The organism is Sphingobium sp. EP60837, from assembly GCF_001658005.1.
GTDB classification, from domain to species: domain Bacteria; phylum Pseudomonadota; class Alphaproteobacteria; order Sphingomonadales; family Sphingomonadaceae; genus Sphingobium; species Sphingobium tyrosinilyticum.
Map to the genome: position 1 here is coordinate 1,180,422 of NZ_CP015986.1, position 17,095 is coordinate 1,197,516.

11 protein-coding genes and 1 tRNA gene are annotated in these 17,095 nt (G+C 63.6%); 4 read left to right on the top strand and 8 right to left on the bottom strand.

The annotated features are described in order from the left end of the window. Nucleotides 1-12: 12 nt before the first annotated feature. Together EP837_RS05760 and dnaN are read right to left on the bottom strand one after the other, a co-directional pair. Entirely contained in the window at nucleotides 13-2,622 is a 2,610-nt protein-coding gene (locus EP837_RS05760; protein WP_066525315.1) for an EAL domain-containing protein, read from the bottom strand. Nucleotides 2,623-2,736: 114 nt separating this feature from the next. Next, a complete protein-coding gene (gene dnaN / locus EP837_RS05765) occupies nucleotides 2,737-3,849 on the bottom strand; it encodes a DNA polymerase III subunit beta (protein WP_066525317.1) in 1,113 nt (370 codons plus the stop codon). A gap of 169 nt (nucleotides 3,850-4,018) precedes the next feature. On the opposite strand from dnaN, the gene EP837_RS05770 reads away from it, so the two are divergent. Both EP837_RS05770 and rlmN read left to right on the top strand, forming a co-directional pair. Next, the gene (locus EP837_RS05770) at nucleotides 4,019-4,489 is read left to right on the top strand and encodes a hypothetical protein (RefSeq protein ID WP_066525320.1); all 471 of its coding nucleotides are present in this window, start codon (nucleotides 4,019-4,021) and stop codon (nucleotides 4,487-4,489) included. 133 nt (nucleotides 4,490-4,622) lie between these two features. Further along, the gene (gene rlmN, locus EP837_RS05775) at nucleotides 4,623-5,882 is read left to right on the top strand and encodes a 23S rRNA (adenine(2503)-C(2))-methyltransferase RlmN (RefSeq protein ID WP_066525323.1); all 1,260 of its coding nucleotides are present in this window, start codon (nucleotides 4,623-4,625) and stop codon (nucleotides 5,880-5,882) included. A gap of 6 nt (nucleotides 5,883-5,888) precedes the next feature. Here rlmN and EP837_RS05780 read toward each other — a convergent pair whose 3' ends face one another. The 5 genes from EP837_RS05780 to recJ form a co-directional block, all read right to left on the bottom strand. After that, nucleotides 5,889-6,356 carry an MgtC/SapB family protein gene (locus tag EP837_RS05780; RefSeq protein ID WP_066525326.1) on the bottom strand — a complete coding sequence of 156 codons (468 nt, stop codon included), beginning with the start codon at nucleotides 6,354-6,356 and terminating at the stop codon, nucleotides 5,889-5,891. Between the two features lie 46 nt (nucleotides 6,357-6,402). Then, nucleotides 6,403-7,296: an NAD(P)H-hydrate dehydratase gene (locus EP837_RS05785; RefSeq protein ID WP_066525327.1), complete on the bottom strand. Its 894-nt coding sequence runs from the start codon at nucleotides 7,294-7,296 to the stop codon at nucleotides 6,403-6,405. After that, nucleotides 7,293-8,093, bottom strand: coding sequence for a histidine phosphatase family protein (locus EP837_RS05790; RefSeq protein WP_066525329.1), 801 nt, complete (start codon nucleotides 8,091-8,093; stop codon nucleotides 7,293-7,295). The genes EP837_RS05785 and EP837_RS05790 overlap by 4 nt, the downstream gene beginning before the upstream one ends. Nucleotides 8,094-8,161: 68 nt before the next feature. Beyond that, nucleotides 8,162-8,236: transfer RNA gene (locus tag EP837_RS05795), tRNA-Glu, on the bottom strand. Between the two features lie 101 nt (nucleotides 8,237-8,337). Continuing rightward, nucleotides 8,338-10,104: a single-stranded-DNA-specific exonuclease RecJ gene (recJ, locus tag EP837_RS05800; RefSeq protein WP_066525332.1), complete on the bottom strand. Its 1,767-nt coding sequence runs from the start codon at nucleotides 10,102-10,104 to the stop codon at nucleotides 8,338-8,340. Between the two features lie 131 nt (nucleotides 10,105-10,235). Here recJ and EP837_RS05805 point away from each other — a divergent pair, with 131 nt between their 5' ends. Next, nucleotides 10,236-12,338, top strand: coding sequence for an autotransporter assembly complex protein TamA (locus EP837_RS05805; protein ID WP_066525334.1), 2,103 nt, complete (start codon nucleotides 10,236-10,238; stop codon nucleotides 12,336-12,338). Then, a complete protein-coding gene (locus tag EP837_RS05810) occupies nucleotides 12,338-16,549 on the top strand; it encodes a translocation/assembly module TamB domain-containing protein (protein ID WP_066525338.1) in 4,212 nt (1,403 codons plus the stop codon). The genes EP837_RS05805 and EP837_RS05810 overlap by 1 nt, the downstream gene beginning before the upstream one ends. Here the strand turns inward: EP837_RS05810 and EP837_RS05815 are convergent. Further along, on the bottom strand, nucleotides 16,543-17,004 hold the full coding sequence (locus EP837_RS05815) for a GFA family protein (protein ID WP_066525341.1): 462 nt from the start codon (nucleotides 17,002-17,004) through the stop codon (nucleotides 16,543-16,545). The two genes, EP837_RS05810 and EP837_RS05815, sit on opposite strands and share 7 nt — an antisense overlap. Nucleotides 17,005-17,095: the final 91 nt, after the last annotated feature.

The window sequence follows — 17,095 nt, forward strand, 5'->3', positions numbered from 1 at the left end:
TACCCTATCGGCTCAGGAAGCGAGCGACCGGGGCATGGAGCAGGCGGCGGCGATGTCGATGCTGCCGGTGAATTCCACGCCCATGCGATCGTCGCGGGACCAGCGTACCACTGCGTTGACGCTCAGACCCTCGTTGAACTCAATGGCCATCAGCGCCCCTGCAGGCACATGCCATAGACCTTCGACCAGCGCGCCCGTCGAGGAGATATTGCGGATGCGTCCGGTGTAAGCATTGCCTTCATGATGCACGGCGACCGTGCGCAACATGGTCTTGCGTTCGGGACGGCTGGACTGGAAACCTTCGATCAAGGGAACGGCGCCGTGGCTGCTTTGCCGCTGCATCACTTCGCCAGCCTCCAGCGGGCGGCCATAGACATAGCCCTGGATATGACTGCAGCCCAGCTGGCGGATAAGAGCCAGTTCGTCCTGCGTTTCCGCGCCTTCGGCGGTCGTGTCCATGCCAAGTGCTTCGGCCAGACTGACGATCGCCTTGATGATCGCGCTGTTGCGGCTGCCATTGATCACCGCCCCGCGTACGAAGCTCTGGTCGATCTTGATCTTGTCGAACGGCGCTTTCTTGAGATAGCCGAGCGAGGAATAGCCGGTGCCGAAATCATCCAGCGCTAGCCGCACGCCGATGCCCTTGAGCCGGGCAAACATCGAATCCGTCCCGTCATCATCGTTCAGGAACACGCTTTCGGTGATTTCCAGCTCCAGCCGTTCGGGCGCAAGCTGCGAAGCGGCGAGTGCGCTCATGACCGTGGCGGGAAGTCCCGGATTGGCGAATTGGATCGGCGAAACATTGACGGCGACGCGAATGTCGTCGGCCCATAGCGCCGCGTCCCGGCATGCGGTACGCAGCACCCAGTCGCCGATCGGCCCTATAAGACCGGTATCTTCCGCGATCGGCACGAAGATCGCCGGAGAAATCGCGCCGCGCACTGGATGGTTCCAGCGCAGCAGCGCCTCATAGCCAGTGATCCGTTCCGTCCGCGAGGACACGACCGGCTGATAAACAAGATGCAACCCATCGCACGCGAGGGCGTGGCGCAGATCCTCCTCCAGCTTCCGCCGGTCTTCCGCGTCGGCATGCATTTCTGAGGAATAGAAGCGATGGATGCCGCGTCCGTCGCCTTTGGCGGCATAGAGGGCGAGGTCCGCGTTCCGGATCAGCGCGTCGGCCGTATCGCCGTCATGCGGGCAGGCGGAAATGCCGATCGATACGCCGATGACCACCGCCGTACCCTCGACAGTATAAGGTTGGGACAGCGAATTGATGATCGTTTGCGCCAACTGGGCCAGAAGCGCGCGGTCGTGGCGGCCGGGGAAGAGTATCTTGAATTCGTCGCCGCCCTGCCGCCCCACCAACCCGCGGTCGCCCACGACACGTTCAAGCCGTTGGCTGACCTGCCGCAAGAGGGCGTCTCCGGCAGGATGGCCAAGCGTATCATTGACCGACTTGAACCGATCAAGGTCCAGCATCATCAGCGCGCAATCGCCGGGCCGCCCGCGTGATGCCGCGATCGCCTCCTCCAGCGACCGCAACATCTGCACCCGGTTAGCGAGGCCGGTCAGGGAGTCGAATTGGGCAAGCCGCTTCACCTCCGCCTGGCTGCGGCGCATTTCGGTCAGGTCCGTGCCGCTGCCCCGAAACCCGTGGAACTGGCCATATTCATTAAAGACAGGCTGGCCGGAGATTGACCACCAACGCTCATCCTGGGTGGCGGCGGCGCGCACATGGATATCGGAAAAGCCGGTGCGCGCGGACAGATGGAAACCCAGCGTGCGTTCGCCCGCGCCATGCTGATTATCGCCCGCGCAGACGATGTCGCTGATCGGCCGGCCCGCCAGTTCCTCTTCGGGAATGTCCAGCGTTCGCGCCAGCGTATGGGAGATATAGGTGAGGCAGCCTTGACGGTCAGTTTCCCAGAACCAGCCCTGCCCCGACTGTTCATATTCCTGCAGCAAGCGGTCGGAGCGCCGAGCGCGCAGGTCCTGCTGATGGAGGGCGATTGCGCGATCGAGGTCTGCTGTCGCTTGGCGCACTGCCGCGATCAGCATGACCGCGATGCAGCTCAGCAGCAGGCCGATCTGCGCGAAACCCGCACCCTGGATGGCGGAGACGAGGAGCGTGCCGAGGAAATAGCCGACGCCCAGTAGCCGACGGTCGCCGAAAACCGACACGGCAAGCAGCGCCACCGCGACCTCCGCCGCCAGGGACATCGACAAAGGGCCAGCAAATTCGGCGGGACCGAGGAGCAGGCTGAAAGACATGCCCGACAGCAGCACCACAAACAGCATCAGCCATTTTTGAACATGCGGGCGCTGGTCTTGGAAGCGGTTGCCGCGCGGGCCGAAGATCAACAGGCCATCGACCAGCAGCATGAACGTCAGGATCAGCGCATGGGATATACGGCCGGACTGAAATAGTGGAATGTGCAGCAGCGCCATCGTGCACAGCTTGCTCATCAGGATCAGCGGCCAAAGCCGGGCGATGGGGGTGAAAGCGCCGGATATCCAGAAGGCGGATACCTCCGTTCCCCCTTCTCTCAAGCCTAGCGCAACGGCAAGATCGCCCGGGCGGGACAATGTATCGTTGAGCTTGATGCGCGAAGGAGCCATGCCCGATGCGTAACGCGCAGATGTTGAAAGAAACTTACCTTATCCGCTGGCGACGCGCTCGGGCGGACATCTCTTCGTCATGCTGAACGGCGTTCAGCATGACAAGAGCTAAACCTAGACCCGCATCGGCATCAGGACGTAGAGCGCCGGGCTGCGGTCATTTTCACGGATCAGCGTGGGTGCAGCAGCATCGGCGAGATGCAATTCCACCGTCTCGCTGTCGATCTGCCCGAGAATGTCGAGCAGGTAGCGCGCGTTGAAGCCGATATCGAAGCCTTCGCCCTGGAACGCGCCGGGGACTTCTTCTGCCGCGGTGCCATTTTCCGGGCTGGTGACGGACAGGGTGATCTTGTCCCGGTCCAGCGTCATCTTGACCGCGCGGGTCTTTTCCGTGGCGATGGTGGCGACGCGATCCACACCTTCCTCGAAGCTGCGCGGATCGATCTTGAGCAGCTTGTCGTTGGCGGTCGGAATGACGCGGCTGTAATCCGGGAAGGTGCCGTCGATCAGCTTGCTGGTCAGGATTGCGCTGCCCAGGCCAAAGCGGATCTTGCTGGCCGACAGGGTGATCTGGACCGAGCCTTCGACCTCGTCCAGCAGCTTGCGCAGTTCGCCGATGCACTTACGCGGGATGATGATGCCCGGCATGCCGTCCGCGCCATCAGGCCGAGGAACAGTGACGCGCGCGAGGCGGTGGCCGTCAGTCGCGGCGGCCTTCAGCACCGGCTGCCCTTCATCGGAGACATGGAAATAGATGCCGTTGAGGTAGTAGCGCGTCTCTTCGGTGGAGATGGCGAAGCGCGTCTTGTCGATGATCTGCTTCAGCGTCTCGGCTGGCAATTCGAAGCTGGTCGGCAGGTCGCCTTCCGCGATCACCGGGAAATCGTCGCGCGGCAGGGTCGACAGGTTGAAGCGCGCACGGCCCGCCTGGATCAGCATCTTGCCTTCAGCCGCCTGCAGCGACACCTGGCTGCCTTCGGGCAGCTTGCGGGCGATGTCGAACAGGGTGTGGGCGGAAATGGTCGTCGCACCGGGCTGTTCGACCTGGGCGGAGATGCTTTCCACGATTTGGAGGTCAAGATCGGTCGCCATCAGCTTGATCGCGCCATCGGCCGACGCTTCGATCAGCACGTTGGACAGGATCGGTATGGTGTTGCGCCGCTCGACCACCGACTGGACGTGGCTCAGGCTCTTGAGGAGCGTTGCGCGTTCGATGGTGGCCTTCATGTCCCTGTTTGTCCGTTTCTTTTCTGCGCAATGCCCGAAGACGGTCGAATCCGGGCGACAATGATGGATAATCCTTCATAGCCACTGTGGCGGCGGCGGCAAGCGCCTGCTGATCGTTTCGCTTCTCCAAGGGTTGCAAAAGAGGACACGATGCGCTTTGCCACGGTGGATGAGACGCTATTTGGCCCTGCTGGTGCTGGTTGCCACGCCCGCGGCGGCGCGGGATTCGCTGGGCATGTTCGAAGCCTGGGGCGCCTTTCGCGATCCGTCCAGCCCCCGTTGCTATGCCATTTCCAAGCCGGTGGGACGCGCCGGGAACGGCTTTGCCGCAGTGGGCAGTTGGCCGCGGCAGCGCGTCCGCGGGCAGGTGCATTTCCGGTTGAGCCGCGTTCGAGCTGATGACGCGCCGGTGGTCCTGAACGTGGGCGAGCGCCGCTTCGCGCTGGTGGCGGGCCAGGCGGATGCCTGGGGAGCCGATGCGCGGGCCGATGCTGCGATCATCGCGGCCATGCGGTCGGCCAGCAGCATGAGCGTGCAGACGCAGGGCGCGAACGGGCGGGCTTTTGCCGATACCTATATCCTGCGTGGCGCGGCCACGGCGATCGACGCGGCGGCGCTGGGTTGTGCAAGGTTGCGGTAGGACCGCATCCTCCCCCTTTGTTGGTCGAAGCCTTCCTCCTCAAAAAAGAGCCGTTCGACAGGGCTTAGAGCGACGACAATGTGGGCTGACGCAGCCGCTTTAAAATTCGGCCAAAATCGGCTATGGGCGCGCCATGCATTCATCCGTCAGCCCCCTCATGCCGATTCCCGGCGCTATTGATCCTGTGCCTGTGCCGCGTGCGGTGACGCCGCGTGAGGATGGGCGTGTCGATTTGATGGGACTTTCACGTCCGCAGATCAAAGGCGCGCTCGAGGAAGCGGGTCTTGACCAGAAACAGGCAAAGCTGCGCTCCAAACAGTTGTTCCACTGGCTCTATCATCGCGGCGAGACCGACTTCGACGCTATGACCGATCTTGCCAAGCCGATGCGCGGCTGGATGGCGGAACGCTTTATCGTCGGGCGGCCGCAGGTGGTGGAAGCGCAGGTTTCGAGCGACGGAACCCGCAAATGGCTGCTGCGCTCCGACGATGGGCAGGATTATGAGATGGTGTTCATCCCCGACGCGGACAGGGGAACTTTGTGCGTTTCCAGCCAGGTCGGCTGCACGCTCAATTGCCGTTTCTGCCATACCGGCACGATGCGACTGGTGCGCAACCTGACGCCAGGCGAGATTGTCGGGCAGGTCATGCTGGCACGCGACGCGCTTGGCGAATGGCCCAAGGGCAGCATGGCATCGGCCAATGACGATGAAGCCGACGACGCCTTGCAATATACGACCGATGGCCGGATGCTCACCAACATCGTGATGATGGGCATGGGCGAGCCGCTCTACAATTTCGACCATGTGCGTGACGCGCTAAAGGTCGTGATGGACGGAGATGGGTTGGCCCTGTCCAAGCGGCGCATCACCCTCTCCACCTCTGGCGTGGTCCCGATGATGGCGCGCGCGGGCGAGGAGATTGGCGTCAATCTCGCCGTGTCGCTCCATGCCGTGACCAAGGACGTGCGGGACGAACTGGTGCCGCTCAACAAGAAATATGGCATCGAAGAGCTGCTCCAGGCATGCGCCGACTATCCGAGCGCGAACAATGCGCGGCGCATCACCTTCGAATATGTGATGATCAAGGACAAGAATGACAGCGACGCGGACGCGCGCGAACTGGTTCGGCTGCTCCGCCAGTATAAGCTGCCCGCCAAGGTCAATCTGATCCCGTTCAATCCCTGGCCCGGCACCGACTATGAATGTTCGACGCCGGAGCGGATCAAGCGCTTTTCCGACATCGTGTTCGAAGGCGGAATCTCAGCGCCGGTACGTACCCCACGCGGGCGCGACATCATGGCGGCCTGCGGGCAGCTCAAGTCCGCCAGCGAAAAGAAGAGCCGGGCGGAGCTGGATCGGCTGGCGGCGGAGAAGCAGGCCGCGCTGGGCTAAGCAAACTCAGCGAGGGGAGCCAGGCTTACTGATCTCCTCCTCTTCGCCTCGTTCATTTTCCTCCGGCTTGAGCGGCGCCATGACCCAGAAGGTCAGTAGCGTGAAGGCGGTTAGAACGATCGCGACATCATAGCTGCCAAGCCCCGCTGCAAGCCCGATCGCGCCGGTGATCCACAGGCTGGCGGCGGTTGCTGTGCCTTTCACCGAATGTTTCTGCTGCAGGATCGCGCCGCCGCCCAGGAAGCCGATGCCAGCGATCACGCCTTCGAGCACGCGAGCGAGGGCCGATGGATCATGCGACATGGTGGACTCAACGGCTTGGACGAAACCGCAGCTGGCGACCGCAACAAGGGGAAAGGTGCGCAAGCCCGCGCTGCGCTCCGCCTGCTCCCGGTTCCAGCCAATAGGCAAGGCCAGGCAGTAGGCGATGACGATCGGAACAAGATGGGGCAGGATAGAAAAATTGTCGCTCATGACGATCAAACGCGCAAAGATGAATTCGGATGCGGAACGACTAAGGCTATTTGCAGCCGGGCTCCTCTAGCAGGCGGGGGATCAGCGGGAGAAGCTCGCGCGCGAGGAAGCCGATTGGTCCTACGGTGCGGGCAAGTTCGCGGCCCGCTCGGCCATGAAGCCAGCTTCCCCACGCCGCCGCCCGCAATGGCTCCGTCCCACGTGCAGCGAGTCCCCCGACGATCCCCGCCAGCACATCGCCGGAGCCTCCGGTGGCCAGCCCAACGCAGCCGCCCTCATGCAAAAGGCAGTCGCCGTCCGGACCCGCGATGACGCTGCGCTCGCCCTTAAGGACCACTATGGCTTGAAAGTCGCTCGCCACGCGGCGGGCGATGGCGGCGGGATCGGCGGCGATGGCCTCCGCGCTTTCGCCGGTAAGGATCGCCATCTCGCCGTGATGCGGCGTCATGATGATGTGCCCTTCATGTCGGGCTATCAGCGATTGCAGACCCCGTGCGGAGGTCAGCGCGGCGGCGTCAAGAATGGTGGTGACATGCGGTTCGGCGGCAGCGAGGATCGCCGTCACCAGTTCGTCTGTCTGCGCGCTGACATTCATGCCGGGACCAAGGACCAGCGCGTCGCAGCGCGCGAGCAGAGGCGCCAATATTTCGGCAGCACCTGCGGCGATCTCGCCATCCTCCTGCGCGGGCAGCGCGATCATCGCCGCTTCGGGCACCAGCACGCCGAGCGACATAGCGGCCGACCTGACGGTCGCCATCTGCAGCTTGCCCGCCCCTGCCCGCAGCGCAGCCTCGCCCGTCAGGCGTAATGCTCCGGGCACGAACTCCGCGCCGCCCACCACCAGCACGCGGCCGCGGCTATTCTTGTCCGAATCGCTTTCCAGGATCGGGAGCGGGTGCGAGCGCAGCCATTCGATATCGAGCGGATCGGCGGGGATCATCCGCGGGCGCCCGCGATTGCGTCAGGCTCGCGAGTGACAGGTGTCGCCTCTTCTTCCATCGGCGCTGTCACATTGTAGCGCCGCAGCACCAGCCCGCCATCGCGCCCTTGCGACGGGTCATAGACATAGTCGGTGATCGCGCAGTTGGCGACGTCGCCTGCCCGGTCGATCGCCAATATCTCCGCCTCGTTCAGCCCCTCTATGATGTAGCGCAGACACAGCACAACGACTTGATGGGTGAAGATCATCACCCGTCGCCCGGCATAGTGCAGCGATATGGTGTCCATGACCGACCGCAGCCGCAGGATGACGTCGCACCAGCTTTCTCCACCAGGCGGGCGATGATAGAATTTTCCTAGCATCTGGCGAAATTCAAACTGCGCGGCTTCGAGATTTCGGATGCCTGAAGTCGTCAGGCCGTCCAATATGCCGAACTCCTTTTCGCGCAACCGCTCGTCAAAGCAGATCGGTTCGTCGCTGCGGGCACCTCCGGCTTCGCGGAAAACCTGCGCCGTCTGGAATGCGCGAAGATAGGGGGAGGAGAGAAGTATTTCCGGGCGATGATCCTCCGCCGCACTGGCGAACCAATGACCGAGCGCCTGCGCCTGTTCACGTCCGAGCGCGCTCAGGGGCACATCGGCGTCACGCACGGAAAGGGCGATCCGGTCCGCCTGCGCCTCTGTCGCAGCATCGCGCGCGACATTCCCCGCGCTTTGGCCATGACGGACGATGATGAGCTGGCTTGGCCAATGGAGGGACGCCACGCGATCTTCTGCCTTTCGGGTTTGCCGAGGCATGAAGAACGGTCGCGCTGCAGCTTTGATCCAACGGCCAACACCTCGCAATGGGAGGGTGGCGCAGAAAATGGTGACCCCTACGGGAATCGAACCCGTGTTTCAGCCGTGAAAGGGCCGCGTCCTAACCGCTAGACGAAGGGGCCACATGCAGAACCGCTTAGGCAGCGCTGCGAAGCGAGGGCGGCTTTAGGGGGGGAGCCTGCAACGGTCAACCCCCTTGCGACAGGAAAAACGACCTCATCTCTCAATCTGCCCAGGCGGCGTCTTCCAGATGCAGTTCGGCGGCCGGGCGGCTCCCCCAGTCATCGATCTTGGCCCGGCCTGCGACCCAGAGTCTGCGATCGTGGGGGGCGCCGAGGATTGCCTGGCCAAGGTCAGTTTCAGCTTGGCGGAAGGCGATGGTCTTGATCGAGCGACCGTCCTCACCCGCCATGATCGCGCGCAAATGGCCGTTGCCGACGACATCGGCCTTGATCACGCGCATGGGTCCGGCAGCGACGAGCGGCGCGGGCCAGCCAGCTCCATAGGGTCCACCCGCTTCGATTGCGGCGACAAAGTCCGGATTGATGCCCGCGGGGGCCAGCACGGCGTCGATGAGCAGCGCCCGGTCATCACGGGCGCGCGCGACTGACGAGGCGAGCCGTTCGTCCAGAAAATCCGCAAAGGCGTCCAGCTTGTCCGCTGCCACCGTCAGCCCGGCCGCCATGGCATGGCCACCGCCCGCAACAAGCAAGCCGCTATCCTTCGCCGCCAGTACCGCCGCGCCCAGATCCACGCCTGAGATGGATCGGCCAGACCCCTTACCCGTCCCAGCCTCATCAATGGCGATGACGATGGCCGGGCGGCCGGCTTTCTCCTTGATGCGGCCAGCGACGATGCCGATCACGCCGGGGTGCCAGCCGGGACCAGCGATTACGGCGACGGCCCGGTTGCCCTGCGCGGCTAGCAACTCCTCCGCCTCAGCCTGGACAGCCGCTTCAATGGCGCGGCGCTCCTCGTTCAACTGGTCGAGTTCGGCAGCGATGTGCGCGGCTTCCAGCGGGTCTTCGGTCGTAAGCAGGCGCACTCCCAGATCCGCCTTGCCAACGCGGCCGCCCGCATTGATGCGTGGGCCAAGTGCAAAGCCCAGGTCGTGGCAGAGCGGCGCGCGGCTGAGGCGGCTGGCGTCGATCAAGGCGGAGAGGCCGATATTGCGGCGCTTCGCCATGACCTTCAGCCCTTGGGCGACAAAGGCGCGATTGAGGCCCTTCAGCTGCGCAACATCGGCAACGGTGCCGAGCGCCACGATGTCGAGCAGTTCCATGAGGGCGGGCTCGGCGCGCTGGCCGAACCAGCCCCGCCTGCGCAGGACGCGGATCAACGCGGCGCCCAGTAGGAAGGCGACCCCGACGGCCGCAAGATGGCCGTGGGCGGCCGCTTCCTCCACCTCGTCCAGGCGATTGGGATTGACGAGGGCGAAAGCCTCCGGAAGGGCGGCGGCGCATTTGTGGTGGTCGATGACGACGACATCGACCACCACCGCCTTCGCCATGGCGAGCGCTTCAAAAGCCTGCGCGCCGCAATCAACAGTGACGATCAGGGTCGCCCCCTCCCCTGCAAGGCGAACCAACGCTTCGCCGGAGGGGCCATAGCCTTCCATCAGCCGATCAGGGATATAGGGCTGCGCTGCAAGGCCAAGGTCACGCAGCAGGCGGATCAGCAAGGCCGCGCTGGTCGCGCCATCGACATCATAGTCGCCGAAGATGCGGACCTGTTCGCCCTTTTGAACGGCGTCCGCCAAGCGCTCGGCAGCGTGGTCCATGTCGCGAAACAGGCTGGGGTCCGGCATGAAATGGCGGATCGTGGGATTGCGATGGGCCTCGACAGCCTCGCGCGGACAGCCCCGGGCCAGAAGCAGTTGGGTTACGAGATCGTCGGGCAGATAGCCCGGTCCACGCGCGTCCGCCCCTGCCCCACGCCAGCGCCACGGTTGTCCAAGGATCGAGCGGGAAACATTGAGCGCGACAGTCATGTCCGATCCCTAGACGGGTCGAGCGACTGAGGGAAGCGGTTCACCGAGAGGCGCGGAACCCAAGTGCGCTTTTGCGCGTATTCCTCTTCCGCGCGCGTGCACGGCGGACTGAAAGGGGCGGCGAAGTTTAGATGGGTCCAAGGCAGGCGAACCGCGTCCGGCATGCCTTGGGCGTCCTAATGATTGCTGCATCCCCCTTGGCGCTTCACGCCCAAACTCCGCCCAGTTCCGCTACGGCCGAGCAGGAGCCGCCGATCCTGCCGGACGAAGAATTTGAAGCGCGTCTTCCCAAGGCGAGCGAAGCCGACCCCGCCAACCCTTCCGCACCGCTGCCGTCGATCGAAAGCTGGATCGATCAGCAGATGCCGCAGGCCAGCGGCGCTGCAGAGCTGCCTCCCGCCACCGAACCGGCTGCTGAAGCAGAGCTGGCCCAGCCGCTGCCGCCCCTCGACAGCGTCACTGTCCCAGCGCAAGTCGCAACCACAGATCCAGACAAGAAGACACCCGTCGTGCGCTATGCCATCGAGATCGACGGGTTCGGCAAGACGGGGCTGGAGGACGAGTTCCGCGACGAGTCCGCGCTGGTTGATGGAGACGGGCGTGCTGAGACCGCCGCTATGGTGCAGGCGCGCGCGCATGAGGATGAAGCGCTGGCCGTGCGGCTGCTCTATTCACAAGGCTATTATGACGCCGCGGCCCTTGCGTCGCTCGATCAGACCGGCGATGGCGGGCTGAAGGCGGTGCTGTCCGTCACGCCGGGGAAGCGGTACAAGATCGGAGAGATCGTCGTAAATGCAGGGCGCACCGTACCGCCTAGTCTCATCCGCGACAGCCTATTGCTGAAGACCGGCGATTATATCATCGCAGCCGACGTCGAGGCCGCCGAGGCGAATGTCGGCGTGAAGTTGCCCGAAAATGGCTATCCTTTCGCCAAGGTGGGCGAGCGCGACATATTGCTCGACCCCGCCACCGTGACGGGAGACTATACCCTTCCCGTAGAGGTCGGACCGCGCGGCTCCTTCCGGGGGATCACCACTGCAGGCCCCAAGCTGGCGTTTGGCGCCGATCATGTGAAGGTCATCAGCCGCTTCAAGCCGGGCGAGCTGTACGACAGCCGCAAGGTGGACGATCTGCGGCGCGCGCTGGTTGCGACAGGTCTATTTTCCAGTGTCACCGTCGATCCGGTGCGGACGAACGAGCCTGGGCCGGACGGCACCGAATATGTCGATCTGCATGCCGAGCAGGAAGCCGGGCCGCCGCGCACTCTGGCAGGCGAGGTTGGCTATGGCACCGGCCAAGGCTTCCGGGCCGAAGCGACATGGACGCACCGCAATCTTTTCCCGCCAGAGGGCGCGCTGATCGCCAAGGTGATCGCGGGCACGCAGGAGCAAGGCGTGTCGGGCACCTTCCGCCGTTCCAATGCGGGCAAACGGGACAAGACGTTCCAGGCAGGCGTGCTGCTCAATCATCAGAAATATGATGCCTATGAAGCCTTCACGGCGGGCCTCAACATCAGCTGGGCGCGGCAATCGACGCCGATTTTCCAGAAGCGCTGGACCTATACCTATGGCGCGGAGATCCTGCTTTCCAACGAAAAGACCACGATCGATCCAGCGACGGGGGAAAGTGAAAGGCTGACCTATTTCATCGGCTCGCTGCCGGTGCAGCTAGGCTATGACCGGTCGAACGATCTGCTCAATCCCACCAAGGGTTTTCGCGCCAACCTGCGCGTTTCGCCCGAAGCATCGCTGCAGGGCAATGTGTCGCCCTATGCGCGCGCGACCTTCGACCTTAGCGGCTATTACCCGCTGTCCGACGCGTTGGTAATCGCGGGCAGGACCCGGCTGGGCACGATCAGCGGCGCGGCCCGCGACCAGATCGCGCCTTCGCGCCGGGTCTATGCGGGCGGCGGCGGTTCGGTGCGCGGCTTTGGCTATCAGGAATTGGGACCCAAGGACGTCAATGACGATCCCATTGGCGGCCGTTCAGTCAATGAATTCGCGGTAGAGGGCCGCTACCGCTTCGGCAATTACGGCGTGGTCGCCTTCGTCGATGCGGGCCAGGTCTATGAAAGTTCGATCCCGAAATTTTCCGACATCCGTTATGGTGTGGGAGTCGGCGGACGCTTCTACACCGACTTCGGCCCGTTCCGCGCCGACATAGCCATGCCGATTAATCGCCAACCTGGGGAATCCAAATTCACCCTCTATATCGGCATCGGGCAGGCATTCTGATGGCAGAAGATACGCCTCCCACCGACGACGCCGAAACCATCGTGATCCGGCAAGGTCGGCCGCTGTGGCAAAGGATCGTGTTGGGCGCGACTGGCCTGATCGTCGCTTTAGTCGTTCTGGCAGCAGGATTACTGCTGTTCCTGAACACCCAGCCGGGCAAGAAATTCCTGATCCGGCAGATCGCGGCCCTCAAGCTGGAATCGGGCATGGCGATCGAGGTCGGGCGTATCGAAGGTTCGGTTTACAGCGACATGGTCATCCATGACCTGGTGCTGCGCGATCCAAAGGGGCCTTTTGCAGTCAGTCCGCGCGTTCATGTCGTGTGGAACCCGTTCCGCTACCTCAACAATCATATCAGCGTGCGGCTGCTGGAAAGCCCGCTGGTGATTCTGGCCCGCAGTCCACAGTTCAACGTCACAAAGAGCGACCCGAACGCGCCGATCCTTCCGGATTTGGACATCGATGTCGGTCGGATGAAGATCGCAAAGTTTGTGCTTGCAAGGCCCGTCATCGGCCAGAAGCGCGAGATCGCAATCGATGGCGTCACGCATATCGCGGACGGCCGCGCGCAGCTTAGCGCCGACGCGGTCGTCAACAGTGGCGATCGTCTGCAAGCCTGGCTCGACGCGGTGCCGGGCCAGAACCGCCTTGCGATGAAAGGCACGCTGACGGCTCCTAAAGGCGGCGTGATCGCAAAGATGAGCGGCCTGACCGATGGCATGACCGCCACGCTGGACGGCCGAGGAACATGGCAGGCGTGGAATGGGCGGATCGTTGCGACATCGCCAAAGGGTCAGCTTGCCGACATCGCGCTGGCGGCGCGGGACGGCAATTTCACGGCGAAAGGTCCGGTGCGGCCGGGCTTGGTCTTCGCCGGGACCATCGACCGGCTGACAGCGCCAGCACTGAGCATCGACCTTTTCGCGGGACTGAACGAACGACGGGTGAACCTGAAGGGATCGCTGCGTTCTACCGCGATAGCTGCGACGGCGCAGGGGCTGATCGATCTGGGTCGGAGCAGGTTCAGCGGTCTCAAGATCGACGCCGCGCTGCTAACCCCCGGGGCAATCATGGAAAAGGTGCGCGGCAAGGATGTTCGCGCGTCGGTGATCCTGGACGGGCCGATGGCGACGCCCTTCATCGACTATGATCTAAGCGCCGCTCTGCTTGCCTTCGACCAGACCGGCATCGAGGGATTGAAGGCCAAGGGCCGGGCGGTCCTCGACGCCGATCGCATCCGCATCCCGGTGAACGCCACCGCGCGACGGGTGACGGGGCTCAATGCTGCGGCGGGCGGATTGCTGCAGAATCTGCGCGTGAAAGGCGATTTCGCTTATGCCGCAGGCAAGCTTATCAGCGACAATCTGAAGATCGACAGTGATCGGGTGGATGCGACCGCGATCGTGCTCGCTGACCTTGACAATGCGATCTATCGTGGTGCGCTCAAAGGGCGGGTGAACGACTATAAGATCGACGGCGTAGGTATCGTCAACCTGAGCACGGACGTCGAACTGGTGCCGGGCCCCAAAGGCGGTTGGGGCTTGTCCGGCAAGTTCGGCGTGCGGACGGCGCGATGGGAGAATGCGTCGGTCCGCGATTTCCTGGGCGGCAATGCGGTCATGTCCGGGCGCATCGGCATGACGCCGGAGGGCAAATTCACTCTCGCGGGCCTTAAAGGCGCAGCACCCAATTTCCGCGTCCATTCTGGGACGGGCAGCTATGATACGAATGGCGCGATCACGTTCGATGCCGCCGCTTCATCTCGCCAATATGGCCCCTTAGCGCTGAGCGTGCGCGGCACGATGGAACGTCCACGGGCCGTGCTACGCGCGCCGCGTCCCAATGTGGGCGCGCAACTGTCCAACGTCGTCGCGAAGCTGAATGGCGAAGCGGCTGGTTACCGGCTGGAGGCGACAGGCAGGTCTGCCTATGGCCCCTTCTTCGCCGATGTGCTGATCCGCACGGCAAAGGGTCCCCTGACCATAGACATAAGGCGAGCGCGCTTCGCTGGCGTGGACATGAATGGCCGCGTGCAGCAGACCGCCGCTGGCCCGTTCGCAGGGCAGCTCGCGATGAACGGGTCGGGCATCAACGGGACGGCCCGGCTGTCGGCCGTTGGCAAGGCGCAGGGCGTTGCCGTCAACGCAACCGCGAGTAATGCCAAATTGCCTGGCGAGGCAGAGGTGGTGATCGGCCGCGCGATCCTGACGGCGAACATGGTGCTGACCGATCAGCCGCGCATTACCGCCGATGTGCAGATGGCGAACGCGGCCTATGGCGACTATGTCGTGCGGAAAGCGCGTGGGCGCATCGATTATCAAGGCGGTCGCGGGCGGGCACAGTTGGTCGCGGATGGATCGACCGGGGTGCCTTTCTCCATCGCGATGAATGCGGCGCTGCGTCCGGCCCTTTATGCGGTGGCGATTGAGGGCAAGGCGAGCAACATCCCCTTCCGTTTCGCGCAGCCGGCGATCATCCGGATCGAACGGCAGGGTTATAGGCTGGAGCCGGCAACGCTTGTGCTGCCGCAGGGCCGGGTCGATCTGGCCGGGCGTTTCGGCGCGCAGACCGCATTGCAGGCGCGGTTCAAGGATTTCGACCTGGCGATCATGAACCTGATGAGCCCCGGCCTTGGCATCAGCGGCAAGGCGACAGGCGCGCTTGACTTTGCCCAGAGCGGCGGCGCCTTCCCCACCGCGACCACGCGCCTTGCCATCGCCGAATTCCGCCGCTCCAGCCTGACAGCCGTGTCGGACCCCGTCTCTATGGCAGTGGAGGGCCGCCTTTCCGGCCGGGGCGGCGACCTGCGGGGCCTCATCCGGCGGGGCAATGCGCCTCTCGGCCGCTTCATCGCAACGTTTGCGCCGCCGGGTCCGGGAGCAAGCTGGACGCAGCAGCTTCAGTCTGCGCCGCTGGGCGGAGGCATCCGTTATGCAGGGCCTGCCGATGTTCTCTTCTCCTTCGCCGGGCTCGCCGACCAGCAGTTGAGCGGTCCCATCGCCGTTGCTGCCGATTTCAGCGGCCGCCTGACTGCGCCGCGGCTCAACGGGATCGTCCGGGCAAATGCGCTGACTTATGAAAATGAGACGTTCGGGACGCGGCTGACGCAGATGCGGCTCGACGGGCGCTTCACTAATGATCGGCTGGAGATACGCGATTTCTCGGGCCGGGCGGGTGATGGCACAGTGCAGGCGAGCGGTTCGGTAGGGCTGGCGGCGGACAGCGGCTTTCCCATGAAAATCGCAGTGAAGCTGGACCGCGCGCGCATCGCTCGCAGCGAAGCGATCACCAGCGTCGTAAGCGGGACCGTCAATGTCACCAACAGCGCAGCCAATGGCGGGTTGATAAAAGGCGACCTTTGGTTGCCCGAAACACGATATCGCATCGCGTGGCAGGGAGGGGCCAAGATCCGGCAATTGCAGGGCGTCCGGCGGAAGGGTGAAGGCACCGACCTGCTCGACCAGCGGCTCGCCTCACGGCAGGCCGCAGCTGCGCCAGCCGACTGGAAACTCGACATACGCGTGCGCGCCGACAATGAAATCTACCTGACCGGTATGGGGCTCGATTCTGAATGGAAGACCAACATGCGGGTCACCGGCACCACCACGGCGCCGCGTATCGTTGGCAAGATTGAAGTGATCCGGGGCCGCTACAGCTTCTCGGGCCATCAGTTCGATTTGGAACAGGGCGTCATCACCTTCAACGGGCCGATGATGAACCCGGTGCTGGCGGTCCGCGCTGAAACGCGCATCAACACTGTGACAGCCGGTATCGCTGTCGGCGGGACGGCGCAGCGGCCCGACATCAGCTTTATATCGACGCCCACCCTGCCGCAGGATGAAATCCTGGCGCGCATCCTGTTCGGCGACAATGTCGCGAACCTGTCGGCGACGCAGGCGATCCAGCTCGCGGCGGCTCTCAATGGTCTGCGTGGCGGCGGCGGCGGGCTCAACCCTATGGGCAAGTTGCAGAATGCCTCCGGCGTCGATCGCATTGGCATCGTGAGCGGGGACGAGGCATCAGGGCGTGGTACGTCGCTGGCGGTGGGGCAGCATATCTCCAACAATATCTATGTGGAGGTGATTACCGACCCCAAGGGCTTTACCGCAACGCAGCTGGAAATCTCGCTGTCCAAAACGCTGAGCCTGCTGTCGAAGACAGGCACCAATGCGGGATCGTCGGCGAACCTGCGTTATTCGAAGGATTATTGAGCCCGTTCGGATCGGTAACGGGCGATCAGCCCTTCATATTCTTCCATAGCGGGAAAGCGGTCGAAGCTGACCCTTGCGCCCGTGGTCGCCCAAGGCAGTTTCTCGGCGGTCTGCGTTTCCATCCAAGGCGCGAACCAGCTCGCATCGTCGAGCAAAGTGGCGCGGACATTGACAAAGCCAAGATCGGACGCAGGCCGAGTGAAGACCCAGCTTTTGCACCAGTCGCAATGATGATGATGGACATGCTCGCCATGAAGGCCGCCGATAACAGTGTCGCCAGCGATCAGTTCAAAGCCGCTCAACGGCATGACGAGGGTGGTGGAAAAGGCGCTGCCGGTCATCTTCTGACAGCCATGGCAATGACAGGCGGTTTCGCTCCAGGGAGCCTCGCTTAGCCGGAAGCTGATCCGGCCACAGCGGCAACCCCCTTCGATAGGAAAGTTGGGCAGTGTCATAGGCTGTCCTTTGCGCGTTCAGAGTGATCCCTCAAAATAGCGGCAGTAGCGGATTTCGTCCCTTTCCTCATTTGGGTGGACGGAAAATCGT